Origin of the sequence: Streptomyces sp. NPDC090741, from assembly GCF_044769045.1 — a bacterium.
In the GTDB taxonomy this organism is placed as follows: domain Bacteria; phylum Actinomycetota; class Actinomycetes; order Streptomycetales; family Streptomycetaceae; genus Streptomyces.
The window spans coordinates 99,363-115,039 of record NZ_JBIVXF010000014.1 but is presented as its reverse complement, the minus strand read 5'-3'; the positions used below and the strand labels follow the sequence as shown (position 1 = coordinate 115,039).

Genomic DNA, 15,677 nt, shown 5'->3' with positions numbered 1-15,677 from the left:
CTGTCGGAGGTGCGTCGGTGAGCAAGGACCTGAACAGCGTCTTCCGCACCAAGACGGTCGAGCAGTCCATCCGCGACACGGAGGAGCCGGAACACGCGCTCCGCAAGTCGCTCTCCGCCTGGGACCTGACGGTCTTCGGCGTGGGTGTCATCATCGGCACCGGCATCTTCGTCCTCACGGGCATCGCGGCCCGGAACAACGCCGGGCCCGCCACCTCCCTGGCCTTCGTCGCGGCGGGCATCGTCTGCGCCCTCGCGGCGCTCTGCTACGCCGAATTCGCGTCCACCGTGCCGGTGGCCGGATCGGCGTACACCTTCTCGTACGCCTCGATCGGTGAGCTGCCCGCCTGGATCATCGGCTGGGACCTGGTGCTGGAGTTCGCGCTCGGCACGGCGGTCGTGGCGGTCGGCTGGTCCGGGTACGTGCGCCATCTGATGCACACCAACCTGGGCTGGGACCTGCCCACGGCGCTGGCCGGACCGGACGCGGGGGGAAGCTTCGACCTGCTGGCCTTCCTGCTGATCCTGGTGCTGACGGCGATCCTGGTCATCGGGACGAAACTCTCGGCGCGGATCACCGCGGTCGTGGTCGCCATCAAGGTCTTCGTGGTCCTGCTGGTCATCGTCGCGGGCCTGTTCTTCATCAAGGCCGACAACTACTCGCCGTTCATCCCCCCGGCCCAGCCGCAGGAGGCGGGCGGCGACCTGCACGCGCCACTGGTCCAGCTGATGTTCGGGTACGCGCCCACCAACTTCGGCGTCATGGGCATCTTCACCGCGGCCTCCCTCATCTTCTTCGCGTTCATCGGCTTCGACGTCGTGGCCACCGCCGCCGAGGAGACCAAGAACCCCCAGCGGGACATGCCGCGCGGCATCCTCGGCTCGCTGCTGATCTGCACGGTGCTCTACGTCGCCGTGACGCTGGTGGTCACCGGCATGCAGAAGTACTCGGAGATGTCACCGACCGCGCCACTGGCCGAAGCCTTCAAGTCGGTGAACCAGCCCTTCTTCTCCGGTGCCATCAGTCTCGGGGCGGCCGTCGGCCTGATCACCGTGTGCATGATCCTGCTGCTCGGCCAGACCCGCGTGTTCTTCGCGATGAGCCGTGACGGACTGCTGCCGCGCGTCTTCTCCGTCACCCACCCCAAGTACCGCACCCCCTACCGGGCGACCCTGCTGCTCGGCGGGATCATCGCCATCGTCGCGGGCTTCACCAGCCTGGAGAAGCTCGCGGAACTGGTGAACATCGGCACCCTGTTCGCCTTCGTGCTCGTCGCCCTCGGCGTGGTCATCCTGCGCAAGACCCGCCCCGACCTGCACCGGGCCTTCCGCACCCCCTGGGTGCCGGTGATCCCGATCCTCTCGATCGCGGCCTCGTTCTGGCTGATGCTCAACCTGCCGGCCGAGACCTGGATCCGCTTCGGCGTCTGGATGGCGATCGGCATCGTCGTCTACTTCGCCTACGGACGCTCGCACAGCCGCCTCGGCAAGGTCGGCGCCGACGCGGAGTTCTAGCGGTGGAACGACGGAAGCCGGCCGTACGGGTCACCCGTACGGCCGGCTTCCGCGTGCGCGGGCCCGTCAGCCCTTGGCGGGGGAGTTCTTGGCCTCCGCCGGGATCTTCCGGTCGGCGCGCAGGGCCTCCCACAACAGGCCCGCCTGCGGTTCCGCCACGACCACGCGGTTCGGGTCCACCTTGTCGTAGGCGACCGGGAGCATGATCGTCTCCATGGTGTCCGGGTCCACGCCCTTCATGCTCTGCGCGAAGTCGGCCAGGGAGGTGAGGGAGGCCAGGTCGGAGTCGGTGGTCAGCGACTTCGTGCCGGCGTCGGCCAGCTTGTAGAGCCGGGCCGGGTTGCCGAGCGCGTCCTGCTTCTTGATCTCCGACAGCATCGCCATCATGAACTGCTGCTGGAGGCCTATGCGCCCGAGGTCGCTGCCGTCCCCGTAGCCGTAGCGGGTACGGACGAACTTGAGCGAGTCGGCACCGTTCAGCCGGTGCGTGCCCGCGTCGAGCTTGAGCCCGCCCTTGGCCCCGCTCATCGGCTTGTCCAGGGTGACGGTGACCCCGCCGAGGGCGTCCACCAGGCCCTTGAACCCGGCGAAGTCGACCTCGACGAAATGGTCCACGCGGATCCCGGACATCTGCTCCACGGTCTTGACCACGCAGGCCGGACCGGCCAGCGAGTAGACCGAGTTGAACATGACCCGGTTCGCAGCCTTGACGGTCTTGCCGTCGGCGTCCTTGCATTCGGGCCGGCTGATCAGGGTGTCGCGCGGGATGCTCACCGCGGTGGCCTTGGACCGGCCCTCGGGTATGTGCACCAGCATGGCGGTGTCCGAGCGGGCGCCGCTCACGTCGCCGTGGTCGAGGTCCGCGTTGGCCCCGGCGCGCGAGTCGGAGCCGAGCACGAGGACGTTCTGCGCGCCCGCGACGACCTTCTTCGGGCGGTTGTCACCGATGGCCTGGTCGAGGTCGACGCTGTCGATGTTGCCGTTGAGGTGGCTGTACGCCCACCAGCCGGCGCCACCGGCGGCGAGGATGAGCAGGGCCACCGTCAGCAGCACGATCCGCAGGGCACGCCCGCCGCCGCGCCGCCGCCTGCGCCGGGAGGAAGGAGAGCTGGCAGAGGGCAGGTCGGTCATGGAGGCAGGGCCCTTCTATTATCGATGGGGTGCATCATAAGACACACTTTCGAGTGGCTGGTTCTTTCCGGTGAAGAGCCGGGCCGGTTGAGCAGGACATTCTCGGCAGAAGGGTGAAGAGCGGCGTGGTCCGAGGCAAAAGCGGAAGCCGGGGCGCCACTTCCGTCCGCGCGGCGCAGGACGCAACCCCGGGCGGGCCAGGTTCCCGCCGGTCCTCGCCACCGGCCGGAAACTGGCTGTTCAAAGGAGGCGACGGCCGTCTGACGGCCTACGCCTGCACCCCGCACGGCCTGGTGCGCTGGACCGAGGCCGCGGCGCCCCGCACCGGCTGGACCGGCCCGGACGCGTTCGAGGTCGAGGGCTGGACGGGCACCGCCGCGATGGCGCAGAGCCGCGAGGGGTACGTGCACTTCGTCGCCCTGCGGGCCGCCCAGGACGGCTCGGGGCGGCCGGAAATCATCGTCGCCACCCAGTTCCAGCCGGGCCGCCCCATGACCGAGTGGCACAGCCTCGGCACCCCCGGGCTGCGCGGCGGCCCCGCCGACGACCGGCTCGCCGGCCCGCCGCGCATCGCCGTCAACCAGCGCTCCGGCTCCACGCACGTCCTCGTCTCGATGCGCCACGGCGGCGTCCTGCGCCGCAGCCGCAACGCCGAGGGGGCGTGGGGCGGTTGGAAGCAGGTGGCCCCGGAGCGGTACGGGGGTGACGTGGCCCCGCTCATGTCGTCGGGCGGGCCCCTCGAACTGCTCGCCCTCAGCCCGGCCGGGGCCGATCGCTGGGTGGGGGTGGGCCAGGGCCGCTTCCAGCTCGCCGACCGCATCCCCACGCCGGTCGTCCCCGGCACCCCGGTCCTGTGCGAGACGGGCCCGCGCAGGGTGACGTACTTCTGGCGCTATCCGGGAGACGGCTCGCTGGTCGCCTGGCGGGCCGGACACCAGGGCGCGCCGGGCGGCCTGATGGGCCTCGGCGGCGCCGGCGGCAAGGGCGCGCCGGGCGTGGTCCGGTCCGTCATCGGCGGCTACGACTGCACGGTGCTCGCGCAGACCGGTGCCGAGGGCGACATCGAACTCACCGCCTACGTCACCGAGAACGAGGGCTACGGCACCTGGTGGGCCTCCCTCGGCGGCCACGGTGCGTACGCCCCCCAGGTGGCTGTGGACGCGGCGGGCCGCATCGTCGTAGCCGCCTTCGACGCGGACGGCGCACTGATCTGCACCCGCCAGGACACCACCCAGCAGGGGCTGGTGTTCGGCCCCTGGGAGGCCGCCTGAGGCCTGGAGCCCGGCGCTCGGCGCCCGGCCTCAGGCCTGCCGCGGCAGCGGCAGCGGCGTGCGCCGGGACACCTCGATGCAGAGACCGCCGGACTCCGTGTAGTACGGGGTGGCCGCCAGCTCCATGCCCTGCGCATCCGGCGCCGACCCGATCGGCACCGGCATCCGGGCGGTCGTGTCCAGATCGGCGGAGCGCTTCGGCCCGAGCCGCACCTCCTGCGTCACGCCCTCGAAGCCGACCGCGAGGTGGAGGTCCCAGGTGCCCGGCGGGAGCGGCCAGCCGCTCGACGTCTGGCCCAGGTTGACCCGGCAGGAGAACCGGCCCATCGCCCTCGGCCGGCCCTTGGCGTTGGTCAGCGCGTCGTCCCTGCGAGCCGTGACGGAGCAGCTCTCCTGCGCGCCGCTCGTCCGCTCGCGCAGCACGACCCGGGTGGCGCGGTCCTTCGTCGACAGCTGCTCGAAGAAGGCGAAGCCCTCCAGCAGCAGCATCGGCCCGTCCCAGTTCGCCTTCTCCAACTGGTGGGTGACCGTCATATCGCCCGTGATGTCGAACAGCTCGTCCGGCAGGGCCACCTGCGGGTCGCGGAAGAACGGCAGCGTCGTGAACACCCGCCCGTCCTCCACCGTCTTGCGCACCGCCGGCCGGTCCTTGTCCGCCTCGAAGGCGGCCATCCGCTGCGCCTCGGCGAAGCGGCCCTGCGCCAGCAGGGCGAACCGTACGGCCACCATGCGCGGCAGCAGCGCCAGCGCGCCGGGGGAGGCCTGGGTGCGCAGCACCTCGGCCGCGGCCCACAGCGCCTGGTCCCGCTCCGCCGCGTCGGTGGCGGACAGCAGCGCGGCCGCGGTCGCCTTGCCGAGCTCCACCTCCAGGTGCCGTGACTGGAGGCTGTCCCGGCGCGGCCCCTCGGGCAGCTGCGAGGCGACCAGCGCCAGCATCCGGGAGGCAAGGGCGACCCGGTCCGGCAGCGTCGCCCGCCCCGCCGGCGAGGGGCCCTTGACCACACAGGGCGCGTCGCCCACGACCGAGACGTTGTCCGCCCCGATGAGGGCGCGGGCCGTGAAGGCCTGGTCGTCGCCGATCAGCATGTCGGTGGGGAACGCCAGCCCGCGGCGCTGCAGCAGGCCGGTGCGGAACAGCTTGTCCGGGGTCAGCGACCAGTAGACGCGCGAGGCGTACAGATCGGTGTAGGCCTGGTTCTTGCGGAACATCGAGGTCTCGACCGTGTGCCGGCCGGAGCTCTCCAGCTTGCCCAGTACGACGTCGGCCTCGTACGCGTCGCCCGCCGAGACCATCCGCTCCAGCGCGTCGGGCGCCAGCCGGTCGGTGGCGTCCAGGAAGATGACGTACCGTCCGCGCACCTGGCTCAGCGCCCAGTTGCGGGCCCCGGCCGCGCTCAGCCCCGGCGAGACCTGCCCCGCGCGGACGAAGGCGGGGTACTGGTGGGCCGCCCGCGCCAGGACGGACCCGCTCTCGTCCGTCGACCCGTCGTCGACGCCGATGACCTCCAGCCGGTCCGTGCCGATGGACTGTGCGAGGACGGAGGCCAGGCAGGCGTCGAGCGCGGCGGCCTGGTTGCAGACCCGGACGGCGACCGTCACGTCCTTGACGTCGGTGGCCCCGACGACGGCGGTGTTCATGATGGGGGGATCCTCGTCAGTTCTGCGGAGCGGCGCGGCGGGGCCACGGCATCTCACCGGTGAGTTCGGGCCATTGCCAAGGGCGCGGGGTGCTGTCCGCCGGATGCTGCGGGAAGGCGCCCGGGATGTGCTCCAAGGAGCCCACGAAGACGTTCACGTGCGAGGTCAGCTGCCCGGCCGCGGCGGCGCCCACGGTGTACTCGAACCGGTCGTAGCCGGTGAAACCGGGGGCGGGCGCGTACGTGACCCAGCCGTCCGGCGAGAGCTGCGCCCTGCCTCCCCGCGGCTGCGTCACGGAGACGGCGGTGCTGCCCGCCGGGGCCGCCGAGAGCACGTTGAGCGTGCCCGGCGCTCCCGGTTCGGTCACGAGCCGCAGCCCGCGCGCGGTGGCCGGCCGCAGTGGCAGGGGCTCGGCGGCGAGCTTTCCCGTACGTACGAGCTTGCGGCCCGAGGCGTCCGGGATGCCCACGGCCATCCGGGCCCGGATGCTGCGCGCCGTGGCCGAGTCACCGACGCGCAGGTGCAGCACCCCCGTCGTCTGCTCCCCGGCGTCCGCGCGGGCCCGGAACCAGCGCTGGCGGGGGAAGTACTCCAGCCCCTGCACGCCGACGATCTCGCCGACGGCGCTCAGCGGTTCCTCCGGCAGGTACGCGCAGCCGCGCGAGGCGCCCTGATCGGGTGCCACGGACAGGCCGAACTGGACGGTCTCGCCCGGGGACACACCCCGTCGCGGGTCGGCCGAGGTGTACAGGGCCGCGTACACGGTGCCCAGCGACGGGGTGTCGCCGACGGCCTGTCCGCGGAGGAGGAGGTTCACGCGCCGGACTCCTTGCGTGCGGGGGGCTCGGACACCCGGGACTTCGTACGGTGCGAGAACGTCTCCTCGTCCAGCCAGCCCATCTCCTCGTAGGAGAACCGGCGGCGGTCGAGGTCGCGGACCCACGGGTAGGGGACGACGCCCTGCTCGGCGAGGCTGCGCGCGACGAAGCGGGCGCACTCGATCGCGCCCTCCGCGCGCAGGTGCACGTTGTCCCCGTCCTGGACCTTCTCCAGCAGCGGCTCACCGGGCCGAAGATGGGTGAAGACGAGCTTGGACGACTCCGGCCCGAGCTCCTCCCACCACTGCAGGCTCTGGCCGTACAGGTCGACGACGGGCACGTGCTCGTCCTCGGCCAGCTGCCGGGCCGCGAGCGGGTAGTCGCCCAGGAAGCGGGCGACGTTGCCGTGTGCGTCCATGCGGCGACGCTCGTACGGCAGCACGATCACCGGGTGGGCCCGGCGCTCGCGCGCGCCATGGACGTACGCGGCCATGTGCTGCTGGAACGTGGAGAACGGCTTGGTGTGCAGGCCGGGGTCGGTCTTCCAGTCGATCTGGCCGAAGCCGAACAACAGGAGGTCGTCCGGCTCCAGGTGGTCGAGGATCCACTGGAGCCGTCCTCGCTCGCGAAAGCTCTTCGAGCTCGCCCGGGCGCGGGCACAGTTGACGACCTCGACCGCATCGGTGAGGAAGAGGGGCAGGGCCTGGGCCCAGCCCGCCATCGGCAGGTAGCTGTACGGCCGGGTGACCGCCACGGAGTCGCCGGCCACGAAGATCCTTCGCGGCGACGGCGGCTGCTGCGGTCCGGGTGCGTACGTCATGCCTAGACCCCCTGGTCCTCCGTGGTCTGGATCAGCACGGACGCCAGCGCCGCCTCGAAGCCGGAGCGCTGCGCCGGGGTCGTGGTCGGGTCCTGCTTGCGTACGTCGATGACGTGGCCGGTCATCTCGGAGACCAGTACGTCCAGGGAGGTCAGGGCGACCGACTCGGACGTGAGCAGGGACGCCGAGGGCTCCTGGCCGAACGCCTTGGTGCGCATCGGGGTGGCCGTGCGCTCCGGGTTCACACAGTTGACGCGGATGCCGTCCTCGGCCCACTCGTCGGCCAGCGCCTGGGTCAGGTTGACCATGGCGGCCTTGGTCGAGGAGTACAGGCTGTACTCGGCGCGGCCGCGGGTGTAGCTGCTGGAGGTGAAGAGCAGCAGCTGGCCCCGGGTCTCGCTGAGGTACTTGTACGACGTCCGGGCGATGTTGACGGGCGCGAGGTAGTTGACGTCGAGCGCTTCGCGGATCGTCTCGTTGTCGGTCTCGTCGAGGCGGCCCACGCGCAGCACGCCCGCGGTGTTGACGACGTAGTCGATGCGGCCGGTCTCGGCGTAGGCGCCCGCCAGGGCCTCCTCGACGTGGTCGAGGTTCTCGACGTGCGTGCCGGTGGTGGAGCGGCCCAGGGCGAAGACGCGGGCGCCGAAGCCCTCGGCGATGCGCGAGATGTCGGCGCCGATGCCGTACGAGCCGCCGAAGACCACCATCGTCTTGCCGGCCAGCTGCTCGCGGTACGCGGCCTCGCCGGCCTGGGCGGGCGCGGCGTGGGAGGCGAGCTGGAAGAGCTTGTCGGCGATGAAGACGTCGACGGGCTGGGTGACCTTCATGTTGTAGTCGTCGCCGGTGACGATGTGGACCGGGACGTGGGGCAGGTACTTGACGACGACGGAGCAGTCGTCGGTGGCCTGGAAGAAGGGGTCCGCGGCCGCCCGCTCGTACGCGGCGCGGATCGTGGAGAGCCGGAAGCCCTGCGGGGTCTGGCCGCGGCGCAGCCGGGAGCGGTCGGGGACCTCGGTGATGAACTCGCCGTCGTTGCCGTGGGTACGGGTCACGATGACGGTGTCGGAGGACGGGATGGCGACGTCGACGGCCTGGTAGCGCTCCAGGGACTCGACGCATTCGCGCACCACGCGCTGCGAGAGCAGCGGACGGACCGCGTCGTGGAACAGGAGGTTGCAGTCCTCGCCCTCGCCGAGCCCGGCGGTCGCGGCTTCGATGGCGATCCGGGTGGTCTCGCTGCGGGTCGAGCCGCCCGCCAGGACCCGGGTGACCTTGCCCAGCTTGGCCCGCTCCACGATGCGGCGGGCGTCCTCCACGTACGCGGGCGTCATGAGGAGGATCACCTCGTCGACGTCCGGCGCGTTCTCGAAGACGTGGAGCGTGTGCTCCAGGATCGGCTTTCCGGCGATCTTGAGCAGCTGCTTCGGTATTTCGAGCCCGATGCGCTGGCCGGTGCCACCCGCGAGAACGACGGCGACGGTGCGGTGGGGGACAGGTCTGGAGGACAAGGCTCCTTCTTCCTGAGTGAGGGGTGCGGCACGGCGGTGGTGCGGGGCGATGCGGGGCGGTGCGGGGCTGGGCGGCGGTCGGTGGACGGGCGGTGCGACGCGGATGCCCGGGGGAGGTCCGCCTACACGGGGTGGGGGACCTGATCCGGGTATTCGATGGGGAAGTCGCGCAGCCCCCGCCGGTAGAGGTTGTTGGCGGCCGCGTTGAAGCGGACGATCGAGGGCGGGTACTCCTCGCCCAGGAGGTATTCCTTCAGCTGTTCGCGGTAGGGCGCCATGACGTCCTCGCGCGGGTTCAGCGTCGCCTCGATGGCCTCGGCCAGGCCATTGCAGTCGCCGTCGAGCAGGTAGGAGGCGTACGCCGTCCGCTGCTCGTTGCGGAACTGGTCGTCGGGCAGGCCGTCGAGGTTGAAGATGGCGTACGGCTTCAGGGTCGCGACGAAGTCGGAGACGACGCTGGACATGTCGCCGATGAGCAGGTCGGACTGGTTGAAGCAGTCGTACAGGGCCGGGATCCGCTCGGTCACCACGTGGTGCGCGGCGTCGGGGACGGCGTTCCAGTACAGGGCCCCCGCCTGGTTGCGGCTGCGCCGGATGCGCGCGGTCCGCTCCTCCTCGGTGAGGTCCGGGTACTTGGAGCGGACGCCGCGCTCGGAGAGGTCGGCGATGCGCTGGTCGATCCGGGCGAGCTTCTTGGCGGCGGCCTTGGAGTCGGTGAGGTTGCGGCCGAAGCGCCGGGCGTTGTCCTCTTCGAGGAGGGCGATGACGCGGCGGTGCGCGGCGGCGGCCTCGGCGGAGCGCGAACCGGTGAGCGGGTGCGGCTTGTAGATGATGCGGATGTCGCGCTCGTAGTCGAGCAGCGCCTTGATCAGCTTCTCGCCGGCCGGGATGACCGAGGTGTAGCAGGCGTCGTCGGTCCAGCCCTCCCAGGTGGGGGCGTAGATGACGGTGGGGACGGGGGCGGCGACCCTGCCGGTCCAGCGGTGCAGGGGCATCAGCTGGGGGCGGCCGACCTCGACGATCTGGTGGTGCGAGACGGCGTGCTTGATGCGCTCGTAGCGGTCGCGGCCGGCGCGGCCGGCCACCCAGATCTCGTCGAAGACCTTGCTGACCCGGTTGCTGCTCGCGAGCTTGTCGCTGTCGCCGTGGCCGATGAAGACGTGCTTGACCTCGGCGCGCTGGAGCATGTGGACGTTCTTGCCCGCGTTGCCGGGGTAGAGGGCGACCCGGAGCTCGTTCATCTCGATCCGGGCGAGGTTGTCCGCCTTCGGGATGCAGATGACGGGGACCGAGGTCGCGTCCAGGTAGCGCAGGGTGGCCCGCTCGCGCAGCACGATGATGGGCCGCAGCTCCAGTGCCTCCAGCGACTCCAGCCACATGTTCACCTGGTACATGAAGTCTTTGGAGACGGCCGCGAAGGTGAAGTAGAGCGCCACCTGTGGTCGGTATTCGGCCAGCTGGTGGTTGAGCTCCTCGATGGCCTCGTCGGTGGTGGGGAGCTTGAGCGCGTTGCGCGCGTCGGGCACCAGCACCAGCAGCGAGAAGTAGGCCAGGAAGACGGTGATGATCATGCCGTACGTGACGAAGCGCCAGTCGTCCGTGGAGATGGTGGCGAGGGCGCCGGCCACCAGCGGGATGTCCAGGTGCAGTGTCTTGCGGACGTGCTTGTTCATCAGGAACGGGTGCGGCATGCGGCGGATGCCGAGCGCCTCCAGGTCCAGTCCGCGCGTGGTGAACGGCAGTTCGTTGCGCATCTTGCGGACGTGCTTGAGGAGCGCGCCGTACGCGAGCTGCAGGATGAACAGCAGGAGCAGGCCGATGGTGGTCATCTGCGCCACGAACGACTCGATGTCGGCGATGGCCCCGCACAGGCCGAGCAGCAGGAACTGCCGGATGAGGAAGCGCATCGTCAGGCCGAAGCGCGAGTCGCGCAGCTTCTCCAGCGTCGGCGACTCGGTGTTGTGGAGCATCAGGTCGGCCACGTAGCTGAGCGCGGCGCAGCCGGCGAACAGGGGGAGGGAGACGAACGCTACGGCGACCAGCATTCCGACGAAGCTGAGGATGAGCCCAGAGGTGATCAGAACGCCGAGCACGGCACGCAGCCGCTTGGAGCCCATGGTGCGGTTCCTCCCCCATGGAGGTATAAGGATCCTGTGAAGTGTCGCAGTAGTATAAGCAGCACTATGGACGGCCCTGGAACGCAGGGTTAACCAAAGGTCAATGCCGTCAGGCCGTGAAGCGATACAACGCCAGCTCACGCCGGTCCTGCGTCTTCACGGAAAAGCCGATGCACAATGCCGGCCGTCCGCCGGCCATGGCGACCGCGATTCCCTCCGGCTCCCGGTACACCAGATCCGGTGCCACGGTCACGTGGTGACGGCCTTGCGCCTTCCCCGTGTGCACGTCAATTGCGGAGACATACGTATTTCCGCCGGACTTCCGTGGATTGTCCCCGTCCTTGCCGGTGTAAGGGCTGCCGGTCAGCACATAGACGTGGTCCCCGTACAGCGCGCAGCCCTGGAACCACTCCTCCTGCTTGACCTGCACCCCGGCCTTGAGGACCTGGGCGGCGACGAAGCGCCCGGCCAGGAAATCCGCCATCCCGTACACCGAGAACCGGTGCACGCCGTCCTCCTCGTGACTCACCAGCACCCGCCCGCCGGGCAGGTCGAGCGCGGGGGAGACGTCGGTGGACCCGGGAACCGGGTCGAAATGGCGGACGGAGTCGTCCGAACTGTCGAGGACCGAGCCGTCCTTGAACGGGATCCGGACCACGGTGCGGCCGTAGCCGCTCTCGGTGTCGGCGCGGGCCTCCACCCATATGTACGTACGCTGGCCCGTGGGCTCGACACCGCAGGAAATTCCGTGGCCGAAGCCGCGCAGATACATATGCCCGAGCGTTTTCCCCGAACCGCTCAGCCGGGTCAGGCACATATCCCCGGAGGTCTTCCGATCGCCCGAGTCGACCGGGTCCTCCTCGCCGTCGAGCCGGATACCGCTCTCGACGGTCTGCAGTACGTAGACCTGCCCGTTCGTATCGTCGAACGCGAACGACTGCGGGCCCGTCGTATTGAAGAGCGGAGTCGGAGCGAGCAGTTGCGCACCGGTCCGCATGTCGAACGCCCCGGCCATCGGGCCCGCGGCGACCGGGCCCGCGTCGTCCTGCTCGTCGGCCCCGGCGCGCAGCGCCCAGGACAGACCGCCCACCGTGAGGCCGGCGGCCACCGCACCGCCCGCGAACAGCAGGTTCCGGCGGCTGAAATGTGTCGTGCCATCCGCCATGGACCGCATTCTGCCAGCCCGGACGGGAGGGTTCCGCGCCGGGCCCCCGCCTCGTCCCGTCGAACGGCGGACGCCCGCCCCCCGAGAGGGGGACGGGCGTCCGGGGCGTTCAGGTGCAGCGGCCTCAGACCGGGACGCTCGCCAGACCCGGGGCGAGGAACTTCTTGCCGTTCACGCGCTCCGAGACACCCTCGCGGTCCAGGTACGGCGTGACGCCGCCCAGGTGGAAGGGCCAGCCGGCGCCCGTGATGAGGCAGAGGTCGATGTCCTGGGCCTCGGCCACGACACCCTCCTCCAGCATCAGGCCGATCTCCTGCGCCACCGCGTCCAGGACGCGGTCGCGGACCTGCTCCTCGGTCAGGACGACATCGCCCTGGACCAGGAGCGCGGCGACCTCGGGGTCCAGCTCCGGCTTGCCGGAATCGTAGACGTAGAAGCCGCGCTTGCCGGCCTTGACCACGGCCGCCAGGTTCGGGGAGACGGTGAAGCGCTCCGGGAAGGCGCGGTTCAGGGTCTCGGAGACGTGCAGACCGATCGCAGGTCCCACGAGCTCCAGCAGCACCAGCGGGGACATCGGCAGGCCGAGCGGCTCGATGGCCTTCTCCGCCGTGACGACCGGGGTGCCCTCGTCGATGACGTTCTGGATCTCGCCCATGAAGCGGGTCAGGATGCGGTTCACGACGAACGCCGGGGCGTCCTTGGTGAGGACCGCGGTCTTCTTCAGCTTCTTGGCGACACCGAAGGCCGTGGCCAGCGAGGCGTCGTCGGTCTGCTCACCGCGGACGATCTCCAGCAGCGGGAGGATCGCGACCGGGTTGAAGAAGTGGAAGCCGACCACGCGCTCCGGGTGCTGGAGCTTCGAGGCCATCTCCGACACCGACAGCGAGGAGGTGTTGGTGGCGAGGATCGCGTGCGCCGGGGCGACCGCCTCGACCTCCGCGAACACCTTCTGCTTGACGGACATCTCCTCGAACACGGCCTCGATGATGAAGTCCGCGTCCGCGAAGCCCTCGGCCTTGTCCAGGACACCGCTCACCAGGGCGGTCAGGCGGTTGGCCTTGTCCTGGTTGATGCGGCCCTTGCCGAGCAGCTTCTGGATCTCGGCGTGGACGTAGCCCACGCCCTTGTCCACGCGCTCCTGGTCGATGTCGGTGAGGACCACCGGCACCTCCAGACGGCGCAGGAAGAGCAGCGCCAGCTGCGAGGCCATCAGGCCCGCGCCGACGACGCCGACCTTGGTGACCGGACGGGCCAGCGACTTGTCCGGGGCACCGGCCGGGCGCTTGGCGCGCTTCTGGACCAGGTTGAAGGCGTAGATGCCCGAGCGCAGCTCGCCGCCCATGATGAGGTCGGCCAGGGCCGTGTCCTCGGCGTCGAAGCCGGCCTGGAGGTCCCCGTCCTTGGCCGCGGCGATGATGTCCAGCGCGCGGTAGGCGGCCGGAGCGGCGCCGTGCACCTTGGAGTCCGCGATGAAGCGGCCCTTGGCGACGGCCGCGTCCCAGGCCTCGCCGCGGTCGACCTCGGCGCGTACGACCTCGGTCTCGCCCTTCAGGACCTTCGCGGTCCACAGGAGGGACTGCTCAAGGAAGTCGGCGCCCTCGAAGATCGCGTCGGCGATGCCGAGCTCGAAGACCTGCTTGCCGCGCAGCTGCTTGTTCTGGTTGAGCGAGTTCTCGATGATCACCGAGACCGCGCGCTCCGCGCCGATCAGGTTCGGCAGCAGGGCGCAGCCGCCCCAGCCCGGAACCAGGCCGAGGAAGACCTCGGGGAGCGAGAAGGCCGGGATGGCCTTCGAGACGGTGCGGTAGGTGCAGTGCAGACCGACCTCGACACCGCCGCCCATCGCCGCACCGTTGTAGTACGCGAAGGTGGGGACGGCCAGCGCCGACAGGCGCTTGAACACGTCGTGGCCGCCCTTGCCGATGGCGAGGGCGTCGTCGTGCTGCTTCAGCAGCTCGACACCCTTGAGGTCGGCGCCGACCGCGAAGATGAACGGCTTGCCGGTGATGCCCGCGCCGATGATGGAGCCCGCGAGGGCCTCCTGCTCGACCTGGTCGATCGCCGCGTTCAGGTTGGCGAGGGACTGCGGGCCGAAGGTGGTCGGCTTGGTGTGGTCGAAGCCGTTGTCCAGCGTGACGAGCGCGAAGCGCCCGGCGCCGAACGGCAGGTCCAGGTGGCGGACGTGCGCGGACGTGACGACCTCGTCCGGGAACAGCTCGGCCGCGCCCTTCAGGAGCTCAGCGGTGGTGCTCACTTGGAGTCTCCCTCGGCGTTGAAGTTCGGGTTCTCCCAGATGACCGTGGCGCCCATGCCGAAGCCGACGCACATGGTGGTCAGGCCGTAGCGGACGTGCGGCTGCTCCTCGAACTGGCGGGCCAGCTGCGTCATCAGACGGACGCCGGAGGAGGCCAGCGGGTGGCCGAACGCGATCGCGCCGCCGTACTGGTTGACGCGGGCGTCGTCGTCGGCGATGCCGTAGTGCTCCAGGAAGGCGAGCACCTGAACCGCGAACGCCTCGTTGATCTCGAACAGGCCTATGTCCTCGATGGACAGACCGGCCTGGGCGAGGGCCTTCTCGGTGGCCGGGATCGGGCCGTAGCCCATGACCTCCGGCTCGACACCCGCGAAGGAGTACGAGACGAGGCGCATCTTGACCGGCAGGTTGTTCTCGCGGGCGAAGTCCTCGGACGCGATGATCGCGGCGGTGGCACCGTCGTTGAGACCGGCGGCGTTGCCCGCGGTGACCCGGCCGTGCGTACGGAACGGGGTCTTCAGGCCGGCCAGGTTCTCCAGCGTGGTGCCCGGGCGCATCGGCTCGTCGGTGGTGACCAGGCCCCAGCCGGTCTCGCCGGCGGCCTCGTTGGTGTTGCGCACCGAGATCGGCACCAGGTCCTGCTGGATCTTGCCGTCGGCGTACGCCTTGGCGGCCTTCTCCTGCGAGCGCACGGCGTACTCGTCGGCGCGGAGCTTGGTGATCGTCGGGTACCGGTCGTGCAGGTTCTCGGCGGTCATGCCCATGAACAGGGCGGACTCGTCGACCAGCTTCTCGGAGACGAAGCGCGGGTTCGGGTCGACGCCCTCGCCCATGGGGTGGCGGCCCATGTGCTCGACACCGCCGGCGAGGGCGACGTCGTACGCACCGAAGGCCACGCCGCCCGCGACGGCGGTCACGGCGGTGAGTGCGCCGGCGCACATGCGGTCGATGGAGTAGCCCGGGACGGACTGCGGGAGGCCCGCGAGGATGCCGGCGGTACGGCCCAGCGTCAGGCCCTGGTCGCCGATCTGCGTGGTCGCGGCGATGGCGACCTCGTCGATCTTCTTGGGGTCCAGGTCCGGGTTGCGGCGCAGCAGCTCCCGGATCGCCTTCACGACGAGGTCGTCGGCGCGGGTCCCGTTGTAGATGCCCTTCGGGCCCGCCTTGCCGAACGGGGTGCGGACGCCGTCGACGAAGACGACGTCCCTGACGGTACGAGGCACGTTGGCTCTCCTCCAGGTGCGGGTGTGCACTGCTGCGCGGGGGCGGTCGGCATCTGCTGCTGAGCGCCCGCTCACCCGGCCATGCTACTTGCCGGTAACCGGTGTGCACACCCCCTCCGGGAACAGCGGCGAAGGTCACACCGGCCGACGCCGCGTGAGCCCCCTCGCGCCCTGCCGTGCGCCCGGCCGATCGGCGCGCCCCGGGCTACCCGAACGGG

The 15,677-nt window shown here is 70.5% G+C and carries 11 protein-coding genes; 2 read left to right on the top strand and 9 right to left on the bottom strand.

The window, feature by feature from the left end; translation table 11 throughout:
• The first annotated feature begins 17 nt into the window (after nucleotides 1-17).
• Nucleotides 18-1,514 carry an amino acid permease gene (locus tag ACIQU4_RS31485; protein ID WP_403737875.1) on the top strand — a complete coding sequence of 499 codons (1,497 nt, stop codon included), beginning with the start codon at nucleotides 18-20 and terminating at the stop codon, nucleotides 1,512-1,514.
• 66 nt (nucleotides 1,515-1,580) lie between these two features.
• On the opposite strand, the gene ACIQU4_RS31480 is transcribed toward ACIQU4_RS31485, so the two are convergent.
• Nucleotides 1,581-2,645 carry an LCP family protein gene (locus tag ACIQU4_RS31480; protein ID WP_403737872.1) on the bottom strand — a complete coding sequence of 355 codons (1,065 nt, stop codon included), beginning with the start codon at nucleotides 2,643-2,645 and terminating at the stop codon, nucleotides 1,581-1,583.
• A gap of 293 nt (nucleotides 2,646-2,938) precedes the next feature.
• Here ACIQU4_RS31480 and ACIQU4_RS31475 point away from each other — a divergent pair, with 293 nt between their 5' ends.
• Nucleotides 2,939-3,916, top strand: coding sequence for a hypothetical protein (locus ACIQU4_RS31475; protein ID WP_403737869.1), 978 nt, complete (start codon nucleotides 2,939-2,941; stop codon nucleotides 3,914-3,916).
• Between the two features lie 30 nt (nucleotides 3,917-3,946).
• Here ACIQU4_RS31475 and ACIQU4_RS31470 read toward each other — a convergent pair whose 3' ends face one another.
• From ACIQU4_RS31470 to ACIQU4_RS31435, 8 genes are all read right to left on the bottom strand, one after another.
• Nucleotides 3,947-5,554 (bottom strand): glycosyltransferase family 2 protein, encoded by a 1,608-nt coding sequence (locus tag ACIQU4_RS31470; RefSeq protein WP_403737867.1) that lies wholly within the window; start codon nucleotides 5,552-5,554, stop codon nucleotides 3,947-3,949.
• A 16-nt stretch (nucleotides 5,555-5,570) separates the two neighbouring features.
• The gene (locus ACIQU4_RS31465) at nucleotides 5,571-6,371 is read right to left on the bottom strand and encodes an Ig-like domain-containing protein (RefSeq protein WP_403737865.1); all 801 of its coding nucleotides are present in this window, start codon (nucleotides 6,369-6,371) and stop codon (nucleotides 5,571-5,573) included.
• Nucleotides 6,368-7,192, bottom strand: coding sequence for a rhamnogalacturonan acetylesterase (locus tag ACIQU4_RS31460; protein ID WP_403737862.1), 825 nt, complete (start codon nucleotides 7,190-7,192; stop codon nucleotides 6,368-6,370). The genes ACIQU4_RS31465 and ACIQU4_RS31460 overlap by 4 nt, the downstream gene beginning before the upstream one ends.
• A 2-nt stretch (nucleotides 7,193-7,194) precedes the next feature.
• Entirely contained in the window at nucleotides 7,195-8,700 is a 1,506-nt protein-coding gene (locus ACIQU4_RS31455) for an SDR family NAD(P)-dependent oxidoreductase (protein ID WP_403737860.1), read from the bottom strand.
• Nucleotides 8,701-8,822: 122 nt separating this feature from the next.
• Nucleotides 8,823-10,817, bottom strand: a complete 1,995-nt coding sequence (locus tag ACIQU4_RS31450; protein ID WP_403737858.1) for a hypothetical protein — start codon at nucleotides 10,815-10,817, stop codon at nucleotides 8,823-8,825.
• Between the two features lie 109 nt (nucleotides 10,818-10,926).
• Nucleotides 10,927-11,982, bottom strand: a complete 1,056-nt coding sequence (locus ACIQU4_RS31445) for a signaling protein (RefSeq protein ID WP_403737855.1) — start codon at nucleotides 11,980-11,982, stop codon at nucleotides 10,927-10,929.
• Nucleotides 11,983-12,106: 124 nt separating this feature from the next.
• Nucleotides 12,107-14,236 (bottom strand): 3-hydroxyacyl-CoA dehydrogenase NAD-binding domain-containing protein, encoded by a 2,130-nt coding sequence (locus ACIQU4_RS31440; RefSeq protein ID WP_403737853.1) that lies wholly within the window; start codon nucleotides 14,234-14,236, stop codon nucleotides 12,107-12,109.
• On the bottom strand, nucleotides 14,233-15,459 hold the full coding sequence (locus ACIQU4_RS31435; RefSeq protein WP_030154540.1) for an acetyl-CoA C-acyltransferase: 1,227 nt from the start codon (nucleotides 15,457-15,459) through the stop codon (nucleotides 14,233-14,235). Before ACIQU4_RS31435 ends, ACIQU4_RS31440 begins: the two co-directional genes overlap by 4 nt.
• Nucleotides 15,460-15,677 lie beyond the last annotated feature (218 nt).